Origin of the sequence: Marinimicrobium locisalis (assembly GCF_039822625.1) — a bacterium.
GTDB lineage: Bacteria > Pseudomonadota > Gammaproteobacteria > Pseudomonadales > Cellvibrionaceae > Marinimicrobium > Marinimicrobium locisalis.
The window spans coordinates 168,812-188,307 of sequence record NZ_JBDLLG010000001.1 but is presented as its reverse complement, the minus strand read 5'-3'; the positions used below and the strand labels follow the sequence as shown (position 1 = coordinate 188,307).

The following is a 19,496-nucleotide window of genomic DNA, read 5'->3' as shown; positions in this document are numbered from 1 at the left end:
AGATTATGGGTTCCGCCTCTGTTAGCGGCCGGAAGTCCGAAAACTTTAACCTTCAGGCCACGCCTTGCGAAAGGGCCCCCTCAGGGACGAAACCACCACACTCCCGCCACGGCCACTACCAGCGTAACGAGCACCAAGCCACCGACCCAGCCCCGGTAACGGGGACCGGCCTGCTCGGCAACGGACGCGGGTACCGATTCCATTGAGGTGTGAGCGGCGGCGAAGGAGGGGGAACGCGGCTCGGGATCCGCTACTCGGGGCCGAGGGGGCGGCGGCGCTGAGCGAGTCACGGCGGCGTTGACTTCTCGGGTCGAGCGCACCGTGGTCTTCCCCAGATCGTCCGTCGGGCCTATGACCCCAAAACTCAGGGTGTCAAAGCGCAACTCGTCCCCCCTTCGCACTCGAGACTCGGTAATTTTTTGCCCGTTGAGAAAGGTGCCATTGGAGGAGCCCAGGTCCTTCACGTACAGAAGATCTTCGATGACTTGCAACTGGGCGTGACGGCGCGATAGATGAGCCGCGGCCAAATGAATGTCACAGTCGTTGGAGCGCCCCACCAGGGTAACGTCTTCAAGAGGGTATACCCGCCCATTCATGACGGCACTATTGGCCTTCAAGCTCCACCGGGAGGGTTCAGGCATTTCTTGTTCGAGGTCTTTTTTGGGGTCGATAACCTCAAGCTCCAGCTCGCCCAACGCAATCTGGTCGCCCTCGCGAACCGCGCGACGATCCTCGACCAGTTCACCGTTGACGGTCAGGGGGTTTTCCGGGGCGCGATTTTTCAGAACCAACCGATCACCGCGCACGCCGATCACAAACTGCAGATTCGCGACGGCGTTGTTATCCAGTATGAGGTCGTTCCTGGCAGAGCGCCCGACTTTTACCCCGGGCTCCACCAGCCAAACCGCTTGATGTTTGTTATGTCTGGTTCGGAGTTTCAGCATAATCGTTATTCACAATCGTTCGTTTTTCTTGTGTTCCTTGGGGTTGGGTTGGGTCGGGCCAGCGCCGGCGGGCCCTACGGCAACCGCAGGGTCAGCACCCCGCCTCCCAGCGGACCGTTGTTCTCCAGGCGAAGCGACCCCTGCCGCCCGTTCACCCGATGCATCTCCGCCACCCGGTGAGCAAACAGTAAACCGAGGTTGGTGCTGCCGTTAGAGAACGAGACACCCGCGTTGGGTTCAAACGGGGCGTCCAGCATGGATTGGGGGTATCCGTCCCCGTCATCGGCAATCGCGATGCAAAGTGTACCTTGATCCTCGCTCGCGCGCACTTGTAAATGTTCCGTGGAGTAACGGGCCCCATTGACCAACACATTGTTGATGATTCCGCCGATCAACTCGCTGTCGTAGTACCATTTGAGACTTGGGTCACAAATCACTTCGGCGGTAAGCCCCCGAGCCTGAAATAGCACATCGTTGCGATCGAGCTGGTCTTCCAATGTGTCCGCCACAAAGTGCTCGTCCAGATGGACGCGAAGCGACTCGTGTTGCAGCCGGTAGAGGGATAGCAGCCGCACCAGTTCGCTATTGATTCTGGAGGCTTCATACCCCAACACCGCAAAGGTTCTCCTCTGAGCCTCGTTCTCGGGGGGGGTCTGCGCTAGCATGTCCTCCAGCGTATGCAACAACATCCCGAGCGAATTTTTCATATCGTGCACACTCGAGGCCAGCACAAAACTGAAGTCGAGCTGATCGTCGGCTTCTTCCAGAGGCGAGTTCGGCATAACTACTCCGCTTTTTACACCATGAAGTGGCTCAGGCACCGGTTTTTAGGCGTCGTTCACACTGCTTTTGCAGATCCTGCAGCTGACGGAAACGACGGAATTGTTCGTGGTTTGGGGTGATGGTCTCGGAGACAAACAACAATGTATCGTTGAGCTTTTCGACCTCGGTTTCGTTGGTCTGTTCATCGGCCATCTTATCCAGAAGTGCCTGCGCCAAATTCAAACGCACACCGATGTGCCGGGGGAACTTGCGCAGCGCTTGATCAAAGCACTCAATGGCCTCGCGATACTGCGCGTTCTCGTAGTGGCCGATACCCCGCTGGTTGATTTCCGCCACTAGCTGGCGGTTCTTCTGGCTCACCGGCTCCTCCAGGAGGCGATCAATTTTCTCCAGCTCGGCCTCCTGCTGCCCATATACCGAGACCAGCTCCTTGAGCAGTTCCGCCGCCTCGTCGTAGCGTCCCAACGCCCGGTAGCTTTTCACCAGCTCGAGCGAAGCCTCCAGCCCCAATACCAGGGCTTCCTCGGTCAACACGTCCTGGGCATCGGACAACAGTTGCTCGGCTTTGCGTTTGTCGCCCTGGCCGGCGGCAATCTGGGCTTCCATCATCCGCACTTCGGCATGCATCTCCGGTGTCTTTCCGAAACGCTGTTCGTACTCCGCCAATACTCGCAAGGCATCCCGGGACAACTGTTTGGCAAGGGTTTTGTCCTCCTGAAACAGACTGGCCGTGGTTCGAGCCAGATTCAGGTGGACCTCGGGCAGGTCATAGACGGAGTTTTCCCCCAACCGCACTGCTTTGCGATAAGCCAAAGCCGCCGTCTGCACGTCATTATTTTCCAAAGCCACATCGGCGAGCTGTTGTTGGCGCTGAATCGCCAACGGAGATACCTCAACTGCATCGTTCAGCACTTTCTGCAGTCGGTCCCGCGCGCCCTGCTTTCGGCACAACTCGGCCTGCAAGTCATAAGCTCGCATGCACATGGGGTGCTCTTGAAGCGTTTCCTCCAGCCACTGCTGGGCACTAAGGTCTTCCCCTTGAGCCCGCTTAACCTCTGCCATGCCCAGCATGGCCCAGTCCAGGGGGCGCTGCTCAAGGGCCTCGCGGTACAGGTGTTCGGCGGCCTCCAGATCGCCCTGATCAAAATAAAGTTGACCGAGTAATTTTTGCGCCTGAGGGGCAAACCGGCCCTCGGCCTCCACCTCCTGGCGACACAGTTCAATGGCAGCGTCTGTCTGGCCGGTATCAATGGCCCGTTGGATCGGGCCGAGCTTGTCCCGCCGGGCCATCAGGCGGTCCAGTCGGCGCTGAAGCGAGCGTGTGGTAATGGGCTTGGTGAGGTATTCATCCGGCTGGTAGTCATAGGCCGCCATGACAATACTGCGGCTGGATTCGGCTGAGATCAGAATAAACACCGCCAGCGGGTCCAGAATTCGATGGTAGCGCAAATCCTCCAGCACCTGTTGGCCGGTTTTACCCTTGCCCAAGTTATGATCGCACACAATTAAATCGTAGCGGTTGGTTTTGCACAACTTCAGCGCCTCCGCCCCGTGGGCGGCGGTATCAATAGAGGTGACGCCCAGGTCCATCAGCATTTTGCTGACGGTCATGCGAAAGCTGTCAAAATCGTCCACTATCAGGGCGCGCAGTTTGCTGTACCCGGCGTAGGCCATACAGTGTCTCCGAAACGGGGGCGACATCCACTTTCCACAAAGAATAGCGCAAACACCGCTCAGGTGACAGAAAAGGCAAGAAACTCAAAAACCTATCGCCCCTGCCAATTCACGCCGGCAACCGGTACAATTCGCGCTCTGCGCGATCCCCGGTTACAGGTACTTTCCATGTCCGACACTCGTCCCGACCAGCTGTACGCCAACCCCCTGGGGGAAGTCGACCGTTTTGCCTTTGACCGGGCAGTGGTCGAGGTGTTTCCCGACATGATCAAACGCTCCGTACCCGGCTACGCCACCATCATCAATATGATCGGGGATCTGGCTGAGCGCTACGCCCGCAGCAACAGCCGCTGCTACGACCTGGGCTGCTCCCTGGGTGCCGCCACCCTGGCCATGCGCCACCGAATTCGCGCAAGCCATTGCGACATCGTCGCGGTGGACAACTCCCCCGCGATGATTGAGCGCTGCCGGCAGGTATTGGCGGCGGACACCGCCGAGCCAGCGGTAGAGCTGGTATGCGAGGACCTACAGCGGATCAGGCCCGAAAACGCCTCCATGGCGGTGCTCAACTTCACCTTGCAGTTCATTCCCGTGGAGGAACGGCTGGACACCCTCAAGCACATCGCCGAAGGACTTCTATCCGGGGGCGTGCTGATCTTGTCCGAGAAGGTCGCCTTTGACGATCCGCCCCACAATGAGCTGATGATTGAACTGCATCACAATTTCAAACGGGCCAACGGTTACAGCGACCTGGAAATTGCCCAGAAACGCAGCGCCCTGGAGCAGGTATTGATTCCCGAAACGCTGAGCGCTCACCGCGAACGGTTGCGCCGGGCGGGTTTCACCAGCGTTGATGTCTGGTTCCAGTGCTTCAACTTTGCTTCTCTGATCGCGATCAAATGATGGATTACCAACCTCTATTAACCGCCCTGCGGAACCACCCCAAACTCGCCCCCTGGGCCGAGCGACTGCCCGAGCAAATTGCCCGCGGGCTGGACACCCAACGCTACGGAGACCTGCCCCAGTGGCTGGAGGCACTTGACGCCCTACCCCAGACCCACCCCTCCACAGTGGATCTGGAGCAGACGGTGCGAATCGGAACCGCAGAGGATATAAGCGAGGCCACCCGTCACCAATTGCGGGAAACTCTGGAAGCGCTGATTCCCTGGCGCAAGGGACCCTTCCACATACACGGCATTCACCTGGACACCGAGTGGCGCTCAGACTGGAAGTGGGAACGGGTACTGCCCCATTTGGCCCCGTTGAAGCATCGTTGGGTGCTGGATGTGGGCTGCGGGAATGGCTACCACTGCTGGCGAATGCTTGGGGCGGGGGCCGAACGGGTGATTGGCATCGACCCCTCCCCGCGTTTCGTGGTGCAGTTTGAAATCATCAAACGGCTCATAGGAGGCGCGCCCCCGGTCGATGTGCTGCCGGCGGGCATTGAGGCACTGCCGGCAAAATTGCAGGCTTTTGATACCGTTTTCTCCATGGGGGTGCTGTATCACCGGCGCTCGCCCATGGACCACTTGCGCGAGCTCAAAGAGGCGTTGCGCCCCGGCGGACAGCTAGTGCTGGAAACCCTCGTGATTGAGGGCGAGGACGGCGAAGTGCTGGTACCCGAGGGCCGCTACGCCAAGATGAACAACGTCTGGTTTCTCCCCAGTGGCCCCAGCCTGTTGCGCTGGCTGCGCAAAGTGGGTTTCCAGGCCCCCCGGATGGTGGACTTCTGCCCCACCACCACCCAGGAACAGCGCGCCACCGACTGGATGCGCTTTCACTCACTGGCGGAATTTCTCGACCCGGAGGACCCGAGCCGAACGGCGGAAGGCCATCCGGCGCCTATTAGGGCGGTGTTTGTGGCAGAAGCGCCTTAGCAGGCCACCGGGCTGCCAAGACGTTGGCAGTATTAGTTCAGGGGCGTGAATGGGGCATCCAAACCGAAGGCCTCGTGGATTTGGCGGCACCAGCGGTTGAGCCGCTCCGCAGTCTGTTCTTCCTGCTGGTCTTCATCCAGCGCCAGGCCTACAAACAGTCCTTCGCCGGCGATTTCCGCCTTGGAAGCTTCAAAGTCGTAGCCTTCCGTCGGCCAGTGTCCCACGATGCGGGCGCCGTTGGCCACGATTACATCATGCAGCATGCCCATGGCATCCAGAAAATAGTCGCCGTAACCAAACTGGTCTCCCAGGCCGAATAACGCCACGGTTTTGCCGGAGAAGTCCACCTCGGCCACATCGTCCCAAAACTCTTCCCAGTCCGACTGAATCTGGCCGAAATCCCAGGTGGGAATTCCGAGAATCATCTGCTCATAGCGGGCCAAATCCAGTTGGGTCACATCGGCAATGTCGTGCACATCCACCCGGTCCTGACCGAGACACTGCTGAATCAAGTAGGCTACCCGTTCCGTGTTACCCTCGTCGCTGCCGAAAAACAGACCAATTTTCGCCACATTCACCTCAGTCATGTCGAGCCGACCCCGTTTCGTCCGGGCCGGTTTGGAGGGCGAATTCTCCCAATTATGGGCTCCGCAGGCAAGTACCCCGCCCGCGGCTATGCCCGTGTTAAAAAAGGTTAAAGCCGTCGGCATGCCATGACAGATGCCCGGCACTGTTGCACACTAGCTTCACGAATCCCACTGAAAGGCGAAACCGGCGACACCATGGTGAAACTGCTACTCATCGATGACGACCAAGAACTCTGCCAGTTGCTCAACGAGTACCTGACCGCGGAGGGCTTTCAGGTCGATATGGCCCACGACGGTGAGCAAGCGCTCGAACAGATCGCTCGGGACAACTACGCTGCCATTGTGCTGGATGTGATGCTGCCCAAGCGCAGCGGCTTTGACGTGCTCAAAGAGGTGCGGCAGAAGTACACCACTCCGGTGCTTATGCTGACCGCCAAAGGAGATACCATCGACCGGGTGGTCGGCCTGGAGATCGGCGCCGACGACTATCTGCCCAAACCCTGTGACCCGCGTGAACTGGTCGCCCGTTTACGGGCGGTACTGCGCCGGGCCTCCCCCGCCCCCCAGCTACCCGGCAGCTCGGGCTCCCTGCAAGTAGAGGATTTGCGTCTGCATCTGGGCAGCCGCAGCGCCCACTGGAAAGAGCAAGACGTTCCCCTCACCGGTACCGAGTTCAGCGTCTTGGAGCTACTGGTGGCACGGGCGGGCCATGTGATCAGCAAAGACGAACTCACCGAACAGGCGCTTAACCGCAAATTGACCCCCTACGACCGCAGCATTGATGTTCACGTCAGCAATATTCGCAAAAAGCTAACCGCGGCCGGGGCCCGGCGGGAAATGATCATTAACGTCCGAGGGGCCGGTTATATGCTGACGCTCAATGAAGAGGCCGGGGACGGAGCCGCTTCCGCATGACCCGGCTTTACCTCAAAGTCTTTTTCACCTTCTGGTTGATTACCGCGCTGATCATAGTGGCCACCAATGTGCTGGTGCACTGGTTTGATCTGGCACCGGACTGCAACCTCAACCAGTACCGCTACGACAAGGATTACGCCCCCGCCCGGCGGCTGCTATTCCAGATGGTCGGCTCGGCCATCAATCGCAACAAGGAAGAGCTGATTGACGACATGAAAGCCATGCCCCGTTGGTCGACACAGTACTTCTACATTGTGGATGATGGCGGCGAAGAGCTTCTCAATCGCTCTTTGCCGGAGGGCGTTCACGAGCTACTACCGGAATTGACCAGCATCAAGCCCTATGGCCGTCACATCGAAGGCCATCAGAAAATCTACGGCCGCTACATGTCGCTCAACGACGGCGAGCGCATCAAGGTCGTGACCGTTTCCTCCACCCAGGATGATCCCTCCGAAGCCGATATTATGCGGCAGCTGTTTATCAGCAACATCTGGCCCCTTATGCTGGTCTCAATCTTGATCTGCGGCGTGGCCTGCTTTTTTCTGGCGCGTCACTTTTCCCGCAGCGTGGCCACCCTGCAAAAGGCCACCAAGCAAATCGCCAATGGAGACTTGAGCGTTCGAGTCAGCTCACACTTTGCCGGCCGGCGTGATGAAATCGCCGCGCTGGGCCGGGATTTCGACCACATGACCGAGCGGCTGGAAAAAGCCATGCTGGAGCAGAAGCGGCTGATCAAGGACGTCTCCCACGAGCTACGCTCCCCGCTCGCCCGACTGCAAGTCGCCCTGGGGATCGCCCAGCAGCGCAGCGACGGCCAGGTGGACAAGGAATTGGACCGAATCAAAAAGGCCGCCGATTATCTGGGCGATGTGATTTCGGACATTCTGGCGTTACCCGTTCACGACGCCGGTGGCTGGGAGCTGAACGACACTCTGGACCTACGCGCACTGCTGGAAACACTCATGGACAATTACCGGCTGGAGGCCGAGCGAAAGTCGGTGACACTGAAGCTGGTGACCTCTCTCGACGAAGCGCTGGTGGCCACCCACGGCAACATGCTGGTGGGCGTTTTTGAGAACATTCTGCGCAATGCCCTGCACTACACCTACCCTTCCACCACTGTTCGGCTGGTGTTGGAGCGGCACGAGACCGACACGCCTGAGACTCCTCAGTACTGCGTAAAAATCTGCGACGAAGGGCCGGGCGTGCCCCCGGAAAGTCTTACCGATATTTTCCAGCCGTTTTACCGCACGGACGAAGACCGCAACCGGGAAAGCGGCGGCTACGGGCTCGGCCTGGCCATCGCCCAACGCAGCGTTGCACTTCACCAAGGCACCATTGAAGCCTGGAATCGCCAGGGCGGCGGGCTCTGTGTGGAAGTCTGCCTCCCCGGAGAAGACAAGGAGGAAGCCTAGCGACGACGGAAGGGAGTGACAAGGCGTCGGAAAATCGTGACAAAAATGTACCAGGCGGCGAAACTTGTCCGCCTGGGCGGCAAGGTTTGTCGGAATTCTGACGCCTTCGCCAAATTCAACAACAAACTGCCCAGCTCACCCTCCCCTCCTAACTCAACTTCCTTTATAAATCAATAAGTTACCAGGCGTCCGTGCTATCTGGCACGAAAATCGCTTAGGAGAGTTATCCAGCCCAAAATTCATACCTGGGCCAACCCAATAACTCCGACTGAGCGACGAAAACCCATGGTCGACGACGCGCAACACCGCCGCCCCGCTTTTGCCCCGAGTGCTGAACCCGCCTCCGCTGAACAGCGACTGCGTCTACTCCAGCGTCTGCTGACCTCTCAGGAGCCGGCGGTGATGGTCTCTCACTTTTATGACGCTTTGGCGCCACAACTGGGGTTTGCCGGCCTCACCTACACGCCGCCGTGTTCCCAGCCTGGGGTAGAACTGGGCCACGAAGGTCGACACAAGTCAGACTATGCCTTGAACGGCAACAGCCAAAAGCTCGGACACCTGACGTTTCACTGGGACCGCCGCTTCAGCGAACGGCAACTGGCAGAGGTGGAAGAGTGGCTGAGCCTCCTGGTTTTGCCTCTGAGCAATGCCCTGCGTCACCAGGATGCGCTGCGCCTGGCGCTGGTGGACTCCCTAACCGGCCTCGGTAATCGAGCGGCGCTGGATAGCGCCCTGCACCGGGAGCTGCGACTGGCGGAGCGCCAGGGAAGCGAGCTATCGATGCTGCTAGTGGATGTGGATCACTTCAAGAAAATTAATGACCAGCTCGGCCACAGCCGGGGGGATGAGATTCTCAAGCAGGTGGCCCAGCTGATTTCCGACACTCTGAGAGACTCGGACCTGGTTTACCGCTACGGTGGAGAGGAGTTTGTCGTATTGCTGAGCAATACCGGGCCGGAAGGCGCCGCCGTGATTGCCGAGCGCCTACGCCACACCGTGGCTCAGGTTTTTGCCCGCACCGAGCGCCCCGTAACGGTTAGCATGGGCATCAGCACCCGGCGGCAGGAGGGGGAGGTGTCTTTGCACAGCTTGTTCGATCGGGCCGACCATGCGCTGTATCGCGCAAAGGCCAGGGGGCGCAACCGCGTGGTGCCGGAAACCAACCCAACCGCATCCCTTCAGGCCCCCCAAACTCTTCAGGGCTAACTCGTGCAGAGGCGGTGCAGCCTTTGGTGCGCCCTCAATATCATTTTGAAGGCTTACGTTTGCCCGAACGCGGAGGCAGTGAGCGTTTCCCGGCGCCGGAGCGCAACTTGTTTTCCTGACGTTCCAGCCGCCGCTGCTCCTCCGGCGTCAGCTTTTTGACCGAGGGACGATTCAGGCCAGCAGTCAATAGCAGATCTCGAATCTCCTTGTCGTTAAGCTCCACCCACTGGCCGACACGAACATGGGAAGGGATGAAAATATTTCCGTAACGCACCCTTTTCAGGCGACTGACCTTTACCCCCTGGGACTCCCAGAGCCGGCGAACTTCGCGGTTGCGCCCCTCCATGACCACACAGTAAAACCAGCGGTTACGGCCCTCACCGGCGCCTTCGACAATATCGGTAAAGCGGGCCACGCCGTCTTCCAACAGCACACCTTCCACCAGCTGACGCTTCATTTCCTCGTCCACCGCCCCCTGAATGCGGACCAGGTATTCCCGGTCGATGACCGAGGAGGGGTGCATCAGCTTATTGGCCAGCTCGCCGTCGTTGGTGAAGAGCAGCAGACCACTGGTATTGAAGTCCAGCCGTCCCACTGAAATCCAGCGCTCGCCCTTGAGCGTCGGCAGGTTTTCAAAGACGGTACGGCGCCCTTCGGGGTCATGGCGTGAGCAGATTTCCCCCTCCGGCTTGTTATACAGAATGACCCGCTGACGCGAAACCTGGGTGCGCACGTCCACCCGTTCATCGCGATAGAAGATGGCATCCTCGGGGGTAACACGGTCGCCCAGGTGAGCCACGCGGTCATTGACGCGCACTTCCCCGGCCTCAATGGCCCGCTCCATTTCCCGGCGCGAACCCAGCCCGGAGCGGGCCAAGACCTTCTGTAGTTTTTCATCCCGCGGGGCGGACACCTCTTGCCCTGCGCCCTTCTTCGGCCCTCCCCCCTTTTTGGGGGCAGCGTCCGGAGAGGGCTTGGAGTTCGGTTTGCTACGAGAGCTTGAAGGCCCGAACGGGTTGGGTCGTTTCGATTTGCTCATAAGGACGACGGATCTGCCTCATTATTGGGTTCGTGCTCGGAAGGGGAATCCGGCGCATGTGATGGACGCTCGACGCCGGGGTCAGACGCCTCTTCAGCAGCCTCTGTGGCTTTGGAAGTGTCGGCTTCCGGCTCCTCTTGAGCCGTCTGCTCCTCGGCGGGCGGCTTCGGGTCATCGGTAGAAGGCTCTGCTTCCGCCGAAGGCGTCGGTTCCTCCGCCGAGGGTTCGTGTTCCGCTGCCGCGGCCTGAGTGTCGGAGGCGGCGTTGGGGTCGGAATCGTTGGCTTGGCCTTGGTCAGCGGTGGTTTTGTCGGCTTTGGAGCCGTCCAGGTCCAATGCGGCGTTAATATCGTCCAGGTCCCTTATCTCGCCCAGGCTCGGCAGTTCATCCAGACTTTTCAGATTGAAATAGTCGAGAAACTGTCGAGTAGTGGCATACAGCGCCGGGCGGCCGGGCACATCGCGATGGCCCACCGCCTTTACCCACTCCCGCTCGGTCAGGGTTTTGATAATGTGCGAGCTGACGGCCACACCACGAATCTCTTCAATATCGCCGCGAGTGATGGGCTGGCGATAGGCCACCAAGGCGAGGGTTTCGAGCAGCGCCCGGGAGTACTTCTGGGGCTTTTCTTCCCACAACCGATTGACCCAGGGCGCCGTATCCGGCCGCACCTGGAAGCGCCAGCCCGAGCCGACTTCCTTCAACTCAAAACCGCGACCTTCGCAGTCCGCGGCAATGGTTTCAAGCGCCGCTCGGATGTCGTCGTTCTCGGGCGCTTCCTCTTCCTCGAACAACGCTTTCAGGCGGTTGAGGTTGAGCGGCTGGCCAGCGGCCAAAAGAGCGCCTTCAATGATCGTGCGCAGTTGGGTTAATTCCATGGTCATTCTTGGTTCACAGTGAATTCGTCGGGGGCGGGGAGCACTATTGCACTCGCGCCTTTACGTGAATAGGGCCAAAGGGTTCGCTCTGAACGATTTCCACCAACGCCTCTTTGATGAGTTCCATCACCGCCAGGAAGGTCACCACGACGCCCAAGCGCCCTTCTTCCACGCGAAACAGCGCCACAAACGGCATAAATTGATTGTGCGCCAGCTTATCCAGCACCTGGGCCATGCGCTCGCGCGTGGAAAGCTTTTCCTTCTCCACGTGGTGACTTTCGAACATATCCGCCCGACGCAGCACCTCGGACAGCGCCAGGAGGACTTCCGTGAGTTCCACCTCCGGCTCGGGCCGAGTCAGGTTGCGATCGGGAGCTTCGGCCGTCGCCTGAAACACCTCTCGCCCCACTCGTGGCAGTTCGTCCAAATCCTCGGCGGCCTCCTTGAAGCGTTCATACTCCTGCAGGCGGCGAATCAACGCCGCTCGCGGGTCCTCCTCCTCTTCTTCTTCCTCATGGCTCCTAGGCAGGAGCATCCGGGACTTGATCTCCGCCAGCATCGCGGCCATCACCAGATATTCCGCCGCCAGCTCGAAATGAGCGACGTCCATCAGTTCCACATAGGCCATGTACTGGCTGGTGATTTCAGACACGTCGATATCAAGGATATCGAGGTTCTGACGCCGGATGAGATACAAAAGCAGGTCCAGCGGCCCCTCAAACGCCTCCAGAAACACCTCCAGGGCATCCGGCGGGATGTAGAGGTCCTTGGGCAGTTCGGTATAGGCCTTGCCCTGCACGATGGCGAAGGGCATCTCCCCCTGGCTTGGGTGCCGGGAGGCCTCCTTATCCTTCGCGGGCTCGGCGGAAACCGTTTCGGCGGTATTGTCTGCGGGTGAACTCATTAACTCTCTCGCCCCGGCAACGCTCGGGTGGGTGGAAAGGCGGGCCGGTCTCGGGCCCGACCGCCAGGTGACCGGCATTATAACGACTAAACCCGTCGGGGCCTACTCGCCCGGGGATAAGGGGTTTACTCCGGGATAAACGCCGAAGCGTCCCCCTTGCCCTGGCGGGTCACTACGGGCACGGGGCCGGTAAGGTCCACCACGGTGGTCGGCTCGAGACCACAGTTACCGCCGTCGATAACCAGTTCAATCTGATGCTCCAGCCGTTCGCGGATATCGAGCGGGTCACTCAGGGGCAAGTCGTGCTCGGGCATCAACAGGCTGCTGCTCATCAGTGGCTCTCCCAACGCTTCCATCAACGCCAGGGCGATACGGTTATCTGGCACTCGCAGGCCGATTGTCTTGCGCTTGGGGTGCATTAGTCGGCGCGGCACTTCCGAGGTACCGGGCAAAATGAAGGTAAAAGGCCCCGGGGTGTGGTTTTTCAGCAACCGGAAGGCCTGATTGTCGACCCGGGCAAAGGTGGCCAACTCGGAGAGATCCCGACACATCAGGGTAAAATTGTGATGCTTATCGAGCCGGCGCATTAAACGAATGCGGTCGAGCGCCATTTTGTCCCCGATGTGGCAGGCCAGCGCATAGGCCGAATCCGTCGGGTACGCCACAATGCCGCCGCCGCGAATAATATCCACCGCCTGGCGTATTAGGCGGTCCTGAGGGTTGTCGGGGTGGATCTGAAAATACTGGGCCATAAAACGTCTGCTCTTATCGTGCTGTCATGTTAATCAAACGGTGCTTTCTCAGTGGCCGAACCCAGGCTTGAGGGCCGAACATGGGCCTCAAGCGGCAAAGCCGGGCAATTCCCACACGGGCCGGCAGCCCGGCGGCAAAGGACCAAAGTTACCCAATTCCTGCCAGGGCGCCTCCGGACGGTGGAAATCACTGCCACAAGAGGCCGCCAGCCCCTCTCGAGCGGCGATGCGCGCCAGGTCCTCGGCGGTTCCAGAGGGCTGCTGCCCGCTGATTATCTCCATCGCGTCGCCGCCCGCTTCAACAAAGTCCGACACCAAGGCACACATTTTGGTGCGAGTAAGCGGGTATTTTTTCGGGTGGGCAAGTACCGCAAGCCCGCCCGCCTGGTGAATCCAGTTCACAACGGTTGGCATGTCCGGCCACTGGAACCGAACATCGGCGGGTTTTCCCGCCCCCAAGTACTTCTTGAACGCTGCATTCTGATCCTTGACGAGACCGCGGTCCACCAGAAATTGCGCGAAATGGGGCCGCCCCAGGTGGGCTTCTCCGGCCAGGGCCGAAGCTCCCTCCAGCGCCCCCGGAATGCCTAGGCGGCCCAGCCGCTCGGCAATGGCCTCGGCCCGACTCGCCCGCGCTGCCTGCTGGCGCTCAATGGCCGCTTGCAAAGGGGCGGAATCCGTGTCAATGCTTAGACCGACAATATGAACGCCGCCGCGCCCCCACTGACTGGAGAACTCTATTCCGGCCACCAGTGTCAGACCTTCGGCAGCGGCGGCCACCCGGGCACGCGCCACCCCGGCTACGGTATCGTGATCCGTCAGCGCCAGAGTGTGAACCCCTTGCGCTTTGGCCCTCGACATCAGCGCTTCAGGGCTTAAAATACCGTCTGAGCAGTGGCTATGGCTGTGTAAGTCGAACAAATAAGGCTCCCGCCGCAAAAATCGCATTATGGCATGCCTGAACGCTCCAGAGCCATGAACCACCACCGAATTGGCACCTACGAGGCCCGAATGACCGATAGCGACAGCGCCACCGATAAAAACCAAGCCCTATCCGAGCAGCCGACCAAGCCCAAACGGGAAAGTCTGCTGGCCAACTTATTGCTCAATATCGTGATCCCAACGCTGATCCTGACCAAGTTCAGCGGCGAGGATCAGTTGGGCATTAAGCTGGGCATCGTGGTCGCCCTGGCCTTTCCCCTCGTCTACGGCGCGCGGGACTTTCTGGTCAGCCGGAAAATGAACGTATTTTCCGCCCTGGGCTTTTTCAGCATCTTATTGACCGGCGGCATCAGCCTCCTTGAGCTGGACCCCCAGTATATCGCCATCAAGGAAGCCGCCATTCCCGGAATCATCGGGTTGGCCACCCTGCTGTCCATGAAAACCCGCTATCCTTTGGTAAAAACCTTCCTCTACAACGACAAGGTGCTGAAAGTGGATAAGGTGGCGGCCGCCCTTGCGGAGTACGATAACGAACGCGCGTTTGAGCGCACCTTGCGAAACGCCTCTTACATGGTTGCCGGTTCTTTTTTCCTTTCTTCCCTGTTGAACTATATTCTGGCCAAGGTCATTTTGATCAGCGACCCGGGAACCGTGGCTTTCAACGCGGAGCTAGGCAAAATGACCGCGCTGAGCTTTCCCGTCATCGCCTTGCCCGCCATGGTGATTATGATGTTTGCCTTGTTCTATTTGTTTCGCCGTATCCGTAAGCTCACTCACCTGGGGCTGGAGGATGTGATTAATGACGGCAGTTAATGCCGTACCAGCCACTCAATACTATGCAACCGCTAGACCACTAAGCGGCGACTAAAAAGGAGCGATTATGTTTTACGCCATTATGAGTGAAGATGTCTCCAACAGTCAGGAAAAGCGCAAGAGCGCAAGAGCGGACCATATCGCTCGACTGAACGCACTAAAGGACGCCGGCCGATTACTGCTGGCAGGGCCGCACCCGGCCACCGACAGCGAAGACCCCGGCGCGGCGGGCATGACCGGTAGCCTGGTGGTGGCGGAATTCGATTCACTGGATAGTGCTCGCGAGTGGGCCGATGCCGACCCTTACGTGGCCGCTGGGGTCTATGCCAAAGTGGTAGTAAAACCGTTTAAGCGAGTACTGCCCTAAGCGCGGCCACGGCCCAAGCAATGCAAATTTGTGGTCCAGCGCACTTGGCCCTACTATTGTTTGCCGTACAATCTCAATAACGTTAGACATTTTTACTCACCCACCAATAAACAATGGGTATACGCGTGAAAAAAGTTTTGTTCATCCTCAGTGTGCTTGTCCTGGCGATGCCGGTCCTTAGCCCCGCCGTTTTGGCTCAGGACCGCTATGTGTCCGATGTGCTCTATGTACCCCTGCGCAGCGGCATGGGCAACCAATACCGAATTGTGCATCAGGGGCTGCCGAGCGGCACCCGCCTGGAGTTGGTGCGCGAGGATGAAAGCGAGGACGGCGAGTCCTGGAGCCTGGTGCGCACCCAAGACGGCAAGGAGGGCTGGATCCGGAGCCAGTTCCTTTTGTCTGAGCCGACCGCCGCTCTCAAGCTCGAGCGCCTGCAGCAGCGAGCCGGTAGTGTCGGTGAACAAAACCAGGCGCTGGAGAACCAACTGTCCGAGGCAAGGAACCAGATCACCCAGTTGGAAGAAGAGTTACGGGAGGTTCGCGAGCGCTACGCAGCCCTACAGGAGGAACACGAGCGTCTCCAATCCGTTTCAGCGGATGCGGTCAGCCTGCACCAGCAACATAAAGAGCTAAGTGAAAACTACCAAATGCTGCAGACTCGCCATGACGTGGTACAAGCCAATAACGAACGCCTCAAGCGCGACCGCCGCTACCAGGACTGGCTATTCGGAGGGGGTATTCTCGTGGCCGGCGTGCTGCTGTCACTGATCCTGCAGGCGATCGGCAAACGCCGGCGCCAGTCGGAATGGCGATAAGGGGAAGACCATGAGCGCTACCACGAGCCGCACCTTTCAATTCATTCGTCAATTCATTGGCCAATCCTCCTGTGCGTTGCTTTTTGTCGCCCTGTTGGCATCGGCCCCCTCCTGGGGGCAGGAAGGGGCCGATGCCGATAAGCCGCGCGTACTCCTGAAAACCGACCTGGGCCCGATTGTATTGGAGCTGTTCCCCGATAAGTCACCCAAAACCGTCGAGAACTTCCTGCAATACGTCAAAGATGGTTTTTATAGCGGTACCATTTTCCATCGGGTCATTCCCGGCTTTGTGGTGCAAGGGGGCGGCCTGACCTATGACTTTACCCGCAAGGAGCCGCGCGAGCCGGTCGAGAACGAATCCGACAACGGTTTAAGCAATAAACCGATGACCGTGGCCATGGCCCGCCATCGAGACCCCGACAGCGCGACGTCCCAGTTCTATATCAACCTCAACCACAACCAGAGCCTGGACGCCAAAGAGGAACAGCCGGGCTACACCGTCTTCGGCCGAGTAGTGGAGGGACACGACACGGTCATCAAGATCGTTGAAGAGCCCAAGGGCAACTACAAAAGATACCCGGATGCCCCCAAAACGCCCGTGCGAATTCTCGAGGCCAACGTGGAGCAGGAATCACCATGAGCACCACTCTACTGAGCGTCAACCTGAATAAGATCGCCCTTATCCGCAATTCCCGCGAGGGCAACTACCCCGATGTGGTTCAGCACGGCCAGATCTGCCTGGACGCGGGAGCCGACGGCCTGACCGTACACCCCCGCCCAGACCAGCGCCACATCCGACCCGACGACGTGTTGGCGTTGAGTGAACGGCTCAAAACCAAGGAGGGGGTAGAGTTCAATATCGAAGGAAACCCTCACGCCGAGGCAAACGGCCGCTACCCGGGGTTTATGGCCCTGGTGGAGCAGGCCCGGCCGGATCAATGCACTCTGGTGCCAGACAGTGACGATCAACTCACCTCCGACCACGGGTTCGACCTGACCCGCAGCAGCGAAACACTCAAGCCGATCATCGCCGAGCTGCAGGATTTCGGCTGCCGGGTAAGTCTCTTTATGGATCCGGACCTGGAGCAGATCGACCTGGCCCGCGCGGTGGGAGCCGACCGAATTGAGCTGTATACCGGCCCCTACGCCGCCGCCCATAAAGCCCACAACTCCGAGCTGGACGCCCTACTCGATCGCTATCGCCTGGCCGCCCGCCACGCCCACGAGATCGGCCTGGGCGTCAACGCCGGCCACGACCTGAATCTGGATAACCTACAAGAGTTCCTCCACATACGGGGCGTGGATGAAGTCTCCATCGGCCATGCGCTCACCGTGGACGCCCTGCAGATGGGCCTGGCCGCCGCCGTTCGCGCCTACCTGAACATTTGCCGGGGCGGCTAAGAGCCCCGGCCCCAGTCGCCATTATCGGCTATGCTTACAGTGACGCTCTCGCCCACCCGGAGGGAAACCCACCCACGGGTCTCCCTCCCGGTACGGCGAGGGCGGCCCGTATCAACAGGCCTTATCCCAAGGCCATGTTAAGGAGTCAGCAATGCATTCGATACTGGTGAGAGACTACATGCAGCGGGACACCCACGCGATCTCAGTCAATGCCAATACCGCCCAAGTGGTGGAGCGGCTGCTCAAAAGCGGCATGACCGGCGTACCGGTCATTGATGAGAGCGAGTCCGTGGTGGGTTTTGTCTCAGAGCAGGATTGCATTAAAGAGATGCTGAACGGCGCTTTCTTCTGCGACAAGCCACCGAGTGTCCGCACGGTTATGACCGCTGATGTTTTGACGGTAACGCCGAGCACCAGCATCGTGGAAATGGCGCAGACGATGCTACACCAAAAACCCAAGAACTATCCTGTGGTCAGCGACGGCAAACTGGTAGGCATCATCACCCGCCAACACATTTTACAAGCGCTGATCGACAACGACGAGGACTGCTACCTTAGCGTCTGATCCTTGTTGGATTGGCACTGAAGACACAGCTCGGCCTCGGGGCGCACCGTCAAACGCTTATAGGCGATGGGTTCATCGCACTCGCGGCAGTAACCGTAATCGTCTTCTTCCATGCGCTTCAGAGCCCGGAGCACTTGGCGCAGCTGTTGGCGGTGGGTTTCGTGCGCGGCCACCGCCATCGCCTGCTGCTGCATGGCATCCATCCGCGAAAGCCGCCCCTGCCGGCTCTGGTCCAGCTCCACCGCCTTGGTCGCGTCACCTTCGGCCAGCAAAGCCTCCAGGTCGGCCCTCAAGCTTTCCAGTTGTGCTTTGAGACGGCTCAGTTGCTCTGGGGTTAACGCTTCCGCCATTACCGCTCTCCGGCCAAAAGAATAAGTGTAGCGAGGCGGTCCCTTGACCGACAAGTTATAATACGGCCTTTGAAATCCGGCTGGCCCAACAACCATGAATAAGTCCCGAGACTCCCACCCCACCGAAGACTCCGCTGAATACCTGAACCGCAAGCGGTTTTTTGATTCGCTGCTGACCGTTTATGGCCGCAAGCCGGTGCTTGAGGCGCTGCGCGATCCGGCGGTCAAGCTCTTCCGCTTGCATTTGGCCGACAGCAACAAACCGGCGCCAGTTTTGGATGAGATCATCGCCATTGCCGGTGAGCACGGGGCGGAGGTGCTGTACCACGACCGCAAGGGGCTTTCGCGGATTTCAAAAAACAGCAAGCAGGATCAGGGGGTGGCGGCGGACCTTCAGTGCCGGGGCTATCAGACGTTGGACGCCTTTCTGGACAAACCGCCCTCTTCGCCTTTCCGCTTGATCGCACTGGACCGAGTCACCAACCCTCAGAATCTGGGCATGATCATCCGCTCGGCCTGCGCCGGCGACATCGACGGTATTCTGATTCCCCAAAAAGGCGGCGCGCAGATTGATTCGCTGGTGATTAAGGCGAGTGCGGGCACGGTGTTTCGAGCGCCTATTCTCCGGTGTCATTCGTTGCCTGAGGCGTTGTCGAGCTTGCGCGAGCGCGGCGCTGCGATCTGCGGGCTGTCGTCGCACGCTTCGCAAGCTCTGGGTGATTTCAAACCGACGAGCGACTGTGTTTATGTGTTGGGCAATGAGACGGAGGGGGTTTCCAAGGAGTCCAACCAGTACTGCAACCAGCAGCTTCGAATCCCCATGAACAATGGCGTCGAATCGTTGAACGTTGCGGTGACGGCCGCTTTGATTGCGTTTCAGGGGGTTGTTTAGAACTAGAGAGGACTTCGAATTGGAGTGCTGCGGGAGTGTAGGAGGGTCCGGGACACGCCGTAAACCCATCCATGGGGGCTCGATTACCCGCCGTCCAGGCGGGTAACGGTCCCGGACCCACCTACACTCCCTTCGCGGCTGCCAACTGAAAGCTGGTAGGAGATAGAGCCCCAACGTGATTCCACTCTCGCCTGAAGCTGCTAGAATTCAGCGAAATTCAGGTTCGTTTTAGCGCTCTGTGCTCCTACCCAATAGCCGATCCCTCAAACGCTTTTTTGAAATACTGTCTACCTCCGCCTGATCATCAGTTGGCAGCGCGGAGGGAGGGTATCCCCCTCAGAGACCGTTACCTGCCTGGACGGCAGGTAATCGAGCCC

The 19,496-nt window shown here is 59.3% G+C and carries 22 protein-coding genes; 12 read left to right on the top strand and 10 right to left on the bottom strand.

Features of this window, described 5'->3' with window-relative positions; all coding sequences use genetic code 11:
- Positions 1 to 80 precede the first annotated feature (80 nt).
- From AAE514_RS00870 to AAE514_RS00860, 3 genes are all read right to left on the bottom strand, one after another.
- Positions 81 to 944 (bottom strand): FHA domain-containing protein, encoded by an 864-nt coding sequence (locus AAE514_RS00870; RefSeq protein WP_347329587.1) that lies wholly within the window; start codon positions 942 to 944, stop codon positions 81 to 83.
- A 74-nt stretch (positions 945 to 1,018) separates the two neighbouring features.
- Positions 1,019 to 1,726 carry a sensor histidine kinase gene (locus AAE514_RS00865; RefSeq protein WP_347329586.1) on the bottom strand — a complete coding sequence of 236 codons (708 nt, stop codon included), beginning with the start codon at positions 1,724 to 1,726 and terminating at the stop codon, positions 1,019 to 1,021.
- A gap of 31 nt (positions 1,727 to 1,757) precedes the next feature.
- The gene (locus AAE514_RS00860) at positions 1,758 to 3,401 is read right to left on the bottom strand and encodes a tetratricopeptide repeat protein (RefSeq protein WP_347329585.1); all 1,644 of its coding nucleotides are present in this window, start codon (positions 3,399 to 3,401) and stop codon (positions 1,758 to 1,760) included.
- A 168-nt stretch (positions 3,402 to 3,569) separates the two neighbouring features.
- On the opposite strand from AAE514_RS00860, the gene cmoA reads away from it, so the two are divergent.
- Together cmoA and cmoB are read left to right on the top strand one after the other, a co-directional pair.
- Complete coding sequence (gene cmoA, locus AAE514_RS00855) at positions 3,570 to 4,304, top strand: carboxy-S-adenosyl-L-methionine synthase CmoA (protein WP_347329584.1); 735 nt, start codon at positions 3,570 to 3,572, stop codon at positions 4,302 to 4,304.
- Complete coding sequence (gene cmoB, locus AAE514_RS00850) at positions 4,304 to 5,278, top strand: tRNA 5-methoxyuridine(34)/uridine 5-oxyacetic acid(34) synthase CmoB (protein WP_430623870.1); 975 nt, start codon at positions 4,304 to 4,306, stop codon at positions 5,276 to 5,278. The genes cmoA and cmoB overlap by 1 nt, the downstream gene beginning before the upstream one ends.
- A 32-nt stretch (positions 5,279 to 5,310) precedes the next feature.
- On the opposite strand, the gene AAE514_RS00845 is transcribed toward cmoB, so the two are convergent.
- Positions 5,311 to 5,865, bottom strand: a complete 555-nt coding sequence (locus AAE514_RS00845; RefSeq protein WP_430623867.1) for a flavodoxin — start codon at positions 5,863 to 5,865, stop codon at positions 5,311 to 5,313.
- 195 nt (positions 5,866 to 6,060) lie between these two features.
- Here AAE514_RS00845 and AAE514_RS00840 point away from each other — a divergent pair, with 195 nt between their 5' ends.
- The 3 genes from AAE514_RS00840 to AAE514_RS00830 all read left to right on the top strand — a co-directional run bounded on the left by AAE514_RS00840 (position 6,061) and on the right by AAE514_RS00830 (position 9,401).
- Complete coding sequence (locus tag AAE514_RS00840; protein ID WP_347329582.1) at positions 6,061 to 6,780, top strand: response regulator; 720 nt, start codon at positions 6,061 to 6,063, stop codon at positions 6,778 to 6,780.
- Complete coding sequence (locus tag AAE514_RS00835; RefSeq protein ID WP_347329581.1) at positions 6,777 to 8,195, top strand: ATP-binding protein; 1,419 nt, start codon at positions 6,777 to 6,779, stop codon at positions 8,193 to 8,195. The genes AAE514_RS00840 and AAE514_RS00835 overlap by 4 nt, the downstream gene beginning before the upstream one ends.
- A gap of 285 nt (positions 8,196 to 8,480) precedes the next feature.
- Positions 8,481 to 9,401, top strand: a complete 921-nt coding sequence (locus AAE514_RS00830) for a GGDEF domain-containing protein (protein WP_347329580.1) — start codon at positions 8,481 to 8,483, stop codon at positions 9,399 to 9,401.
- Positions 9,402 to 9,441: 40 nt separating this feature from the next.
- On the opposite strand, the gene rluB is transcribed toward AAE514_RS00830, so the two are convergent.
- From rluB to AAE514_RS00805, 5 genes are all read right to left on the bottom strand, one after another.
- A complete protein-coding gene (gene rluB, locus AAE514_RS00825) occupies positions 9,442 to 10,314 on the bottom strand; it encodes a 23S rRNA pseudouridine(2605) synthase RluB (protein WP_347329579.1) in 873 nt (290 codons plus the stop codon).
- Positions 10,315 to 10,436: 122 nt separating this feature from the next.
- Positions 10,437 to 11,318, bottom strand: a complete 882-nt coding sequence (gene scpB, locus AAE514_RS00820) for an SMC-Scp complex subunit ScpB (protein ID WP_347329578.1) — start codon at positions 11,316 to 11,318, stop codon at positions 10,437 to 10,439.
- A gap of 43 nt (positions 11,319 to 11,361) precedes the next feature.
- Entirely contained in the window at positions 11,362 to 12,222 is an 861-nt protein-coding gene (locus AAE514_RS00815; protein WP_347329577.1) for a segregation and condensation protein A, read from the bottom strand.
- Between the two features lie 125 nt (positions 12,223 to 12,347).
- A complete protein-coding gene (locus tag AAE514_RS00810; protein ID WP_347329576.1) occupies positions 12,348 to 12,974 on the bottom strand; it encodes an L-threonylcarbamoyladenylate synthase in 627 nt (208 codons plus the stop codon).
- A gap of 87 nt (positions 12,975 to 13,061) precedes the next feature.
- Positions 13,062 to 13,895, bottom strand: coding sequence for a PHP domain-containing protein (locus AAE514_RS00805; protein ID WP_347329575.1), 834 nt, complete (start codon positions 13,893 to 13,895; stop codon positions 13,062 to 13,064).
- 90 nt (positions 13,896 to 13,985) lie between these two features.
- On the opposite strand from AAE514_RS00805, the gene AAE514_RS00800 reads away from it, so the two are divergent.
- The 6 genes from AAE514_RS00800 to AAE514_RS00775 all read left to right on the top strand — a co-directional run bounded on the left by AAE514_RS00800 (position 13,986) and on the right by AAE514_RS00775 (position 17,877).
- Positions 13,986 to 14,729 (top strand): VC0807 family protein, encoded by a 744-nt coding sequence (locus AAE514_RS00800; RefSeq protein WP_347329782.1) that lies wholly within the window; start codon positions 13,986 to 13,988, stop codon positions 14,727 to 14,729.
- A 67-nt stretch (positions 14,730 to 14,796) separates the two neighbouring features.
- Positions 14,797 to 15,096: a YciI family protein gene (locus tag AAE514_RS00795; protein ID WP_347329574.1), complete on the top strand. Its 300-nt coding sequence runs from the start codon at positions 14,797 to 14,799 to the stop codon at positions 15,094 to 15,096.
- Between the two features lie 125 nt (positions 15,097 to 15,221).
- Positions 15,222 to 15,911, top strand: a complete 690-nt coding sequence (locus tag AAE514_RS00790) for a TIGR04211 family SH3 domain-containing protein (protein ID WP_347329573.1) — start codon at positions 15,222 to 15,224, stop codon at positions 15,909 to 15,911.
- Between the two features lie 10 nt (positions 15,912 to 15,921).
- Positions 15,922 to 16,551: a peptidylprolyl isomerase gene (locus AAE514_RS00785; protein ID WP_347329572.1), complete on the top strand. Its 630-nt coding sequence runs from the start codon at positions 15,922 to 15,924 to the stop codon at positions 16,549 to 16,551.
- The gene (locus tag AAE514_RS00780) at positions 16,548 to 17,312 is read left to right on the top strand and encodes a pyridoxine 5'-phosphate synthase (protein ID WP_347329571.1); all 765 of its coding nucleotides are present in this window, start codon (positions 16,548 to 16,550) and stop codon (positions 17,310 to 17,312) included. The genes AAE514_RS00785 and AAE514_RS00780 overlap by 4 nt, the downstream gene beginning before the upstream one ends.
- A 151-nt stretch (positions 17,313 to 17,463) precedes the next feature.
- Positions 17,464 to 17,877 (top strand): CBS domain-containing protein, encoded by a 414-nt coding sequence (locus tag AAE514_RS00775; protein WP_347329570.1) that lies wholly within the window; start codon positions 17,464 to 17,466, stop codon positions 17,875 to 17,877.
- On the opposite strand, the gene AAE514_RS00770 is transcribed toward AAE514_RS00775, so the two are convergent.
- Entirely contained in the window at positions 17,862 to 18,227 is a 366-nt protein-coding gene (locus AAE514_RS00770) for a TraR/DksA family transcriptional regulator (protein WP_347329569.1), read from the bottom strand. The two genes, AAE514_RS00775 and AAE514_RS00770, sit on opposite strands and share 16 nt — an antisense overlap.
- A 94-nt stretch (positions 18,228 to 18,321) precedes the next feature.
- Between AAE514_RS00770 and AAE514_RS00765 the strand changes: the two genes are divergently transcribed.
- Positions 18,322 to 19,119 carry a TrmH family RNA methyltransferase gene (locus tag AAE514_RS00765; RefSeq protein ID WP_347329568.1) on the top strand — a complete coding sequence of 266 codons (798 nt, stop codon included), beginning with the start codon at positions 18,322 to 18,324 and terminating at the stop codon, positions 19,117 to 19,119.
- Positions 19,120 to 19,496: the final 377 nt, after the last annotated feature.

Bases quoted from the DNA above. Each gene is read 5' to 3' on its own strand.
- AAE514_RS00815 (WP_347329577.1), bottom strand. From the start codon at position 12,222: ATGAGTTCACCCGCAGACAATACCGCCGAAACGGTTTCCGCCGAGCCC.
- scpB (WP_347329578.1), bottom strand. From the start codon at position 11,318: ATGGAATTAACCCAACTGCGCACGATCATTGAAGGCGCTCTTTTGGCC.
- AAE514_RS00810 (WP_347329576.1), bottom strand. From the start codon at position 12,974: ATGGCCCAGTATTTTCAGATCCACCCCGACAACCCTCAGGACCGCCTA.
- AAE514_RS00765 (WP_347329568.1), top strand. From the start codon at position 18,322: ATGAATAAGTCCCGAGACTCCCACCCCACCGAAGACTCCGCTGAATAC.
- AAE514_RS00830 (WP_347329580.1), top strand. From the start codon at position 8,481: ATGGTCGACGACGCGCAACACCGCCGCCCCGCTTTTGCCCCGAGTGCT.
- AAE514_RS00840 (WP_347329582.1), top strand. From the start codon at position 6,061: ATGGTGAAACTGCTACTCATCGATGACGACCAAGAACTCTGCCAGTTG.
- AAE514_RS00800 (WP_347329782.1), top strand. From the start codon at position 13,986: ATGACCGATAGCGACAGCGCCACCGATAAAAACCAAGCCCTATCCGAG.
- AAE514_RS00870 (WP_347329587.1), bottom strand. From the start codon at position 944: ATGCTGAAACTCCGAACCAGACATAACAAACATCAAGCGGTTTGGCTG.
- AAE514_RS00835 (WP_347329581.1), top strand. From the start codon at position 6,777: ATGACCCGGCTTTACCTCAAAGTCTTTTTCACCTTCTGGTTGATTACC.
- AAE514_RS00845 (WP_430623867.1), bottom strand. From the start codon at position 5,865: ATGACTGAGGTGAATGTGGCGAAAATTGGTCTGTTTTTCGGCAGCGAC.
- AAE514_RS00795 (WP_347329574.1), top strand. From the start codon at position 14,797: ATGTTTTACGCCATTATGAGTGAAGATGTCTCCAACAGTCAGGAAAAG.
- AAE514_RS00775 (WP_347329570.1), top strand. From the start codon at position 17,464: ATGCATTCGATACTGGTGAGAGACTACATGCAGCGGGACACCCACGCG.
- AAE514_RS00780 (WP_347329571.1), top strand. From the start codon at position 16,548: ATGAGCACCACTCTACTGAGCGTCAACCTGAATAAGATCGCCCTTATC.
- AAE514_RS00770 (WP_347329569.1), bottom strand. From the start codon at position 18,227: ATGGCGGAAGCGTTAACCCCAGAGCAACTGAGCCGTCTCAAAGCACAA.
- cmoA (WP_347329584.1), top strand. From the start codon at position 3,570: ATGTCCGACACTCGTCCCGACCAGCTGTACGCCAACCCCCTGGGGGAA.
- AAE514_RS00785 (WP_347329572.1), top strand. From the start codon at position 15,922: ATGAGCGCTACCACGAGCCGCACCTTTCAATTCATTCGTCAATTCATT.
- AAE514_RS00860 (WP_347329585.1), bottom strand. From the start codon at position 3,401: ATGGCCTACGCCGGGTACAGCAAACTGCGCGCCCTGATAGTGGACGAT.
- AAE514_RS00865 (WP_347329586.1), bottom strand. From the start codon at position 1,726: ATGCCGAACTCGCCTCTGGAAGAAGCCGACGATCAGCTCGACTTCAGT.
- cmoB (WP_430623870.1), top strand. From the start codon at position 4,304: ATGGATTACCAACCTCTATTAACCGCCCTGCGGAACCACCCCAAACTC.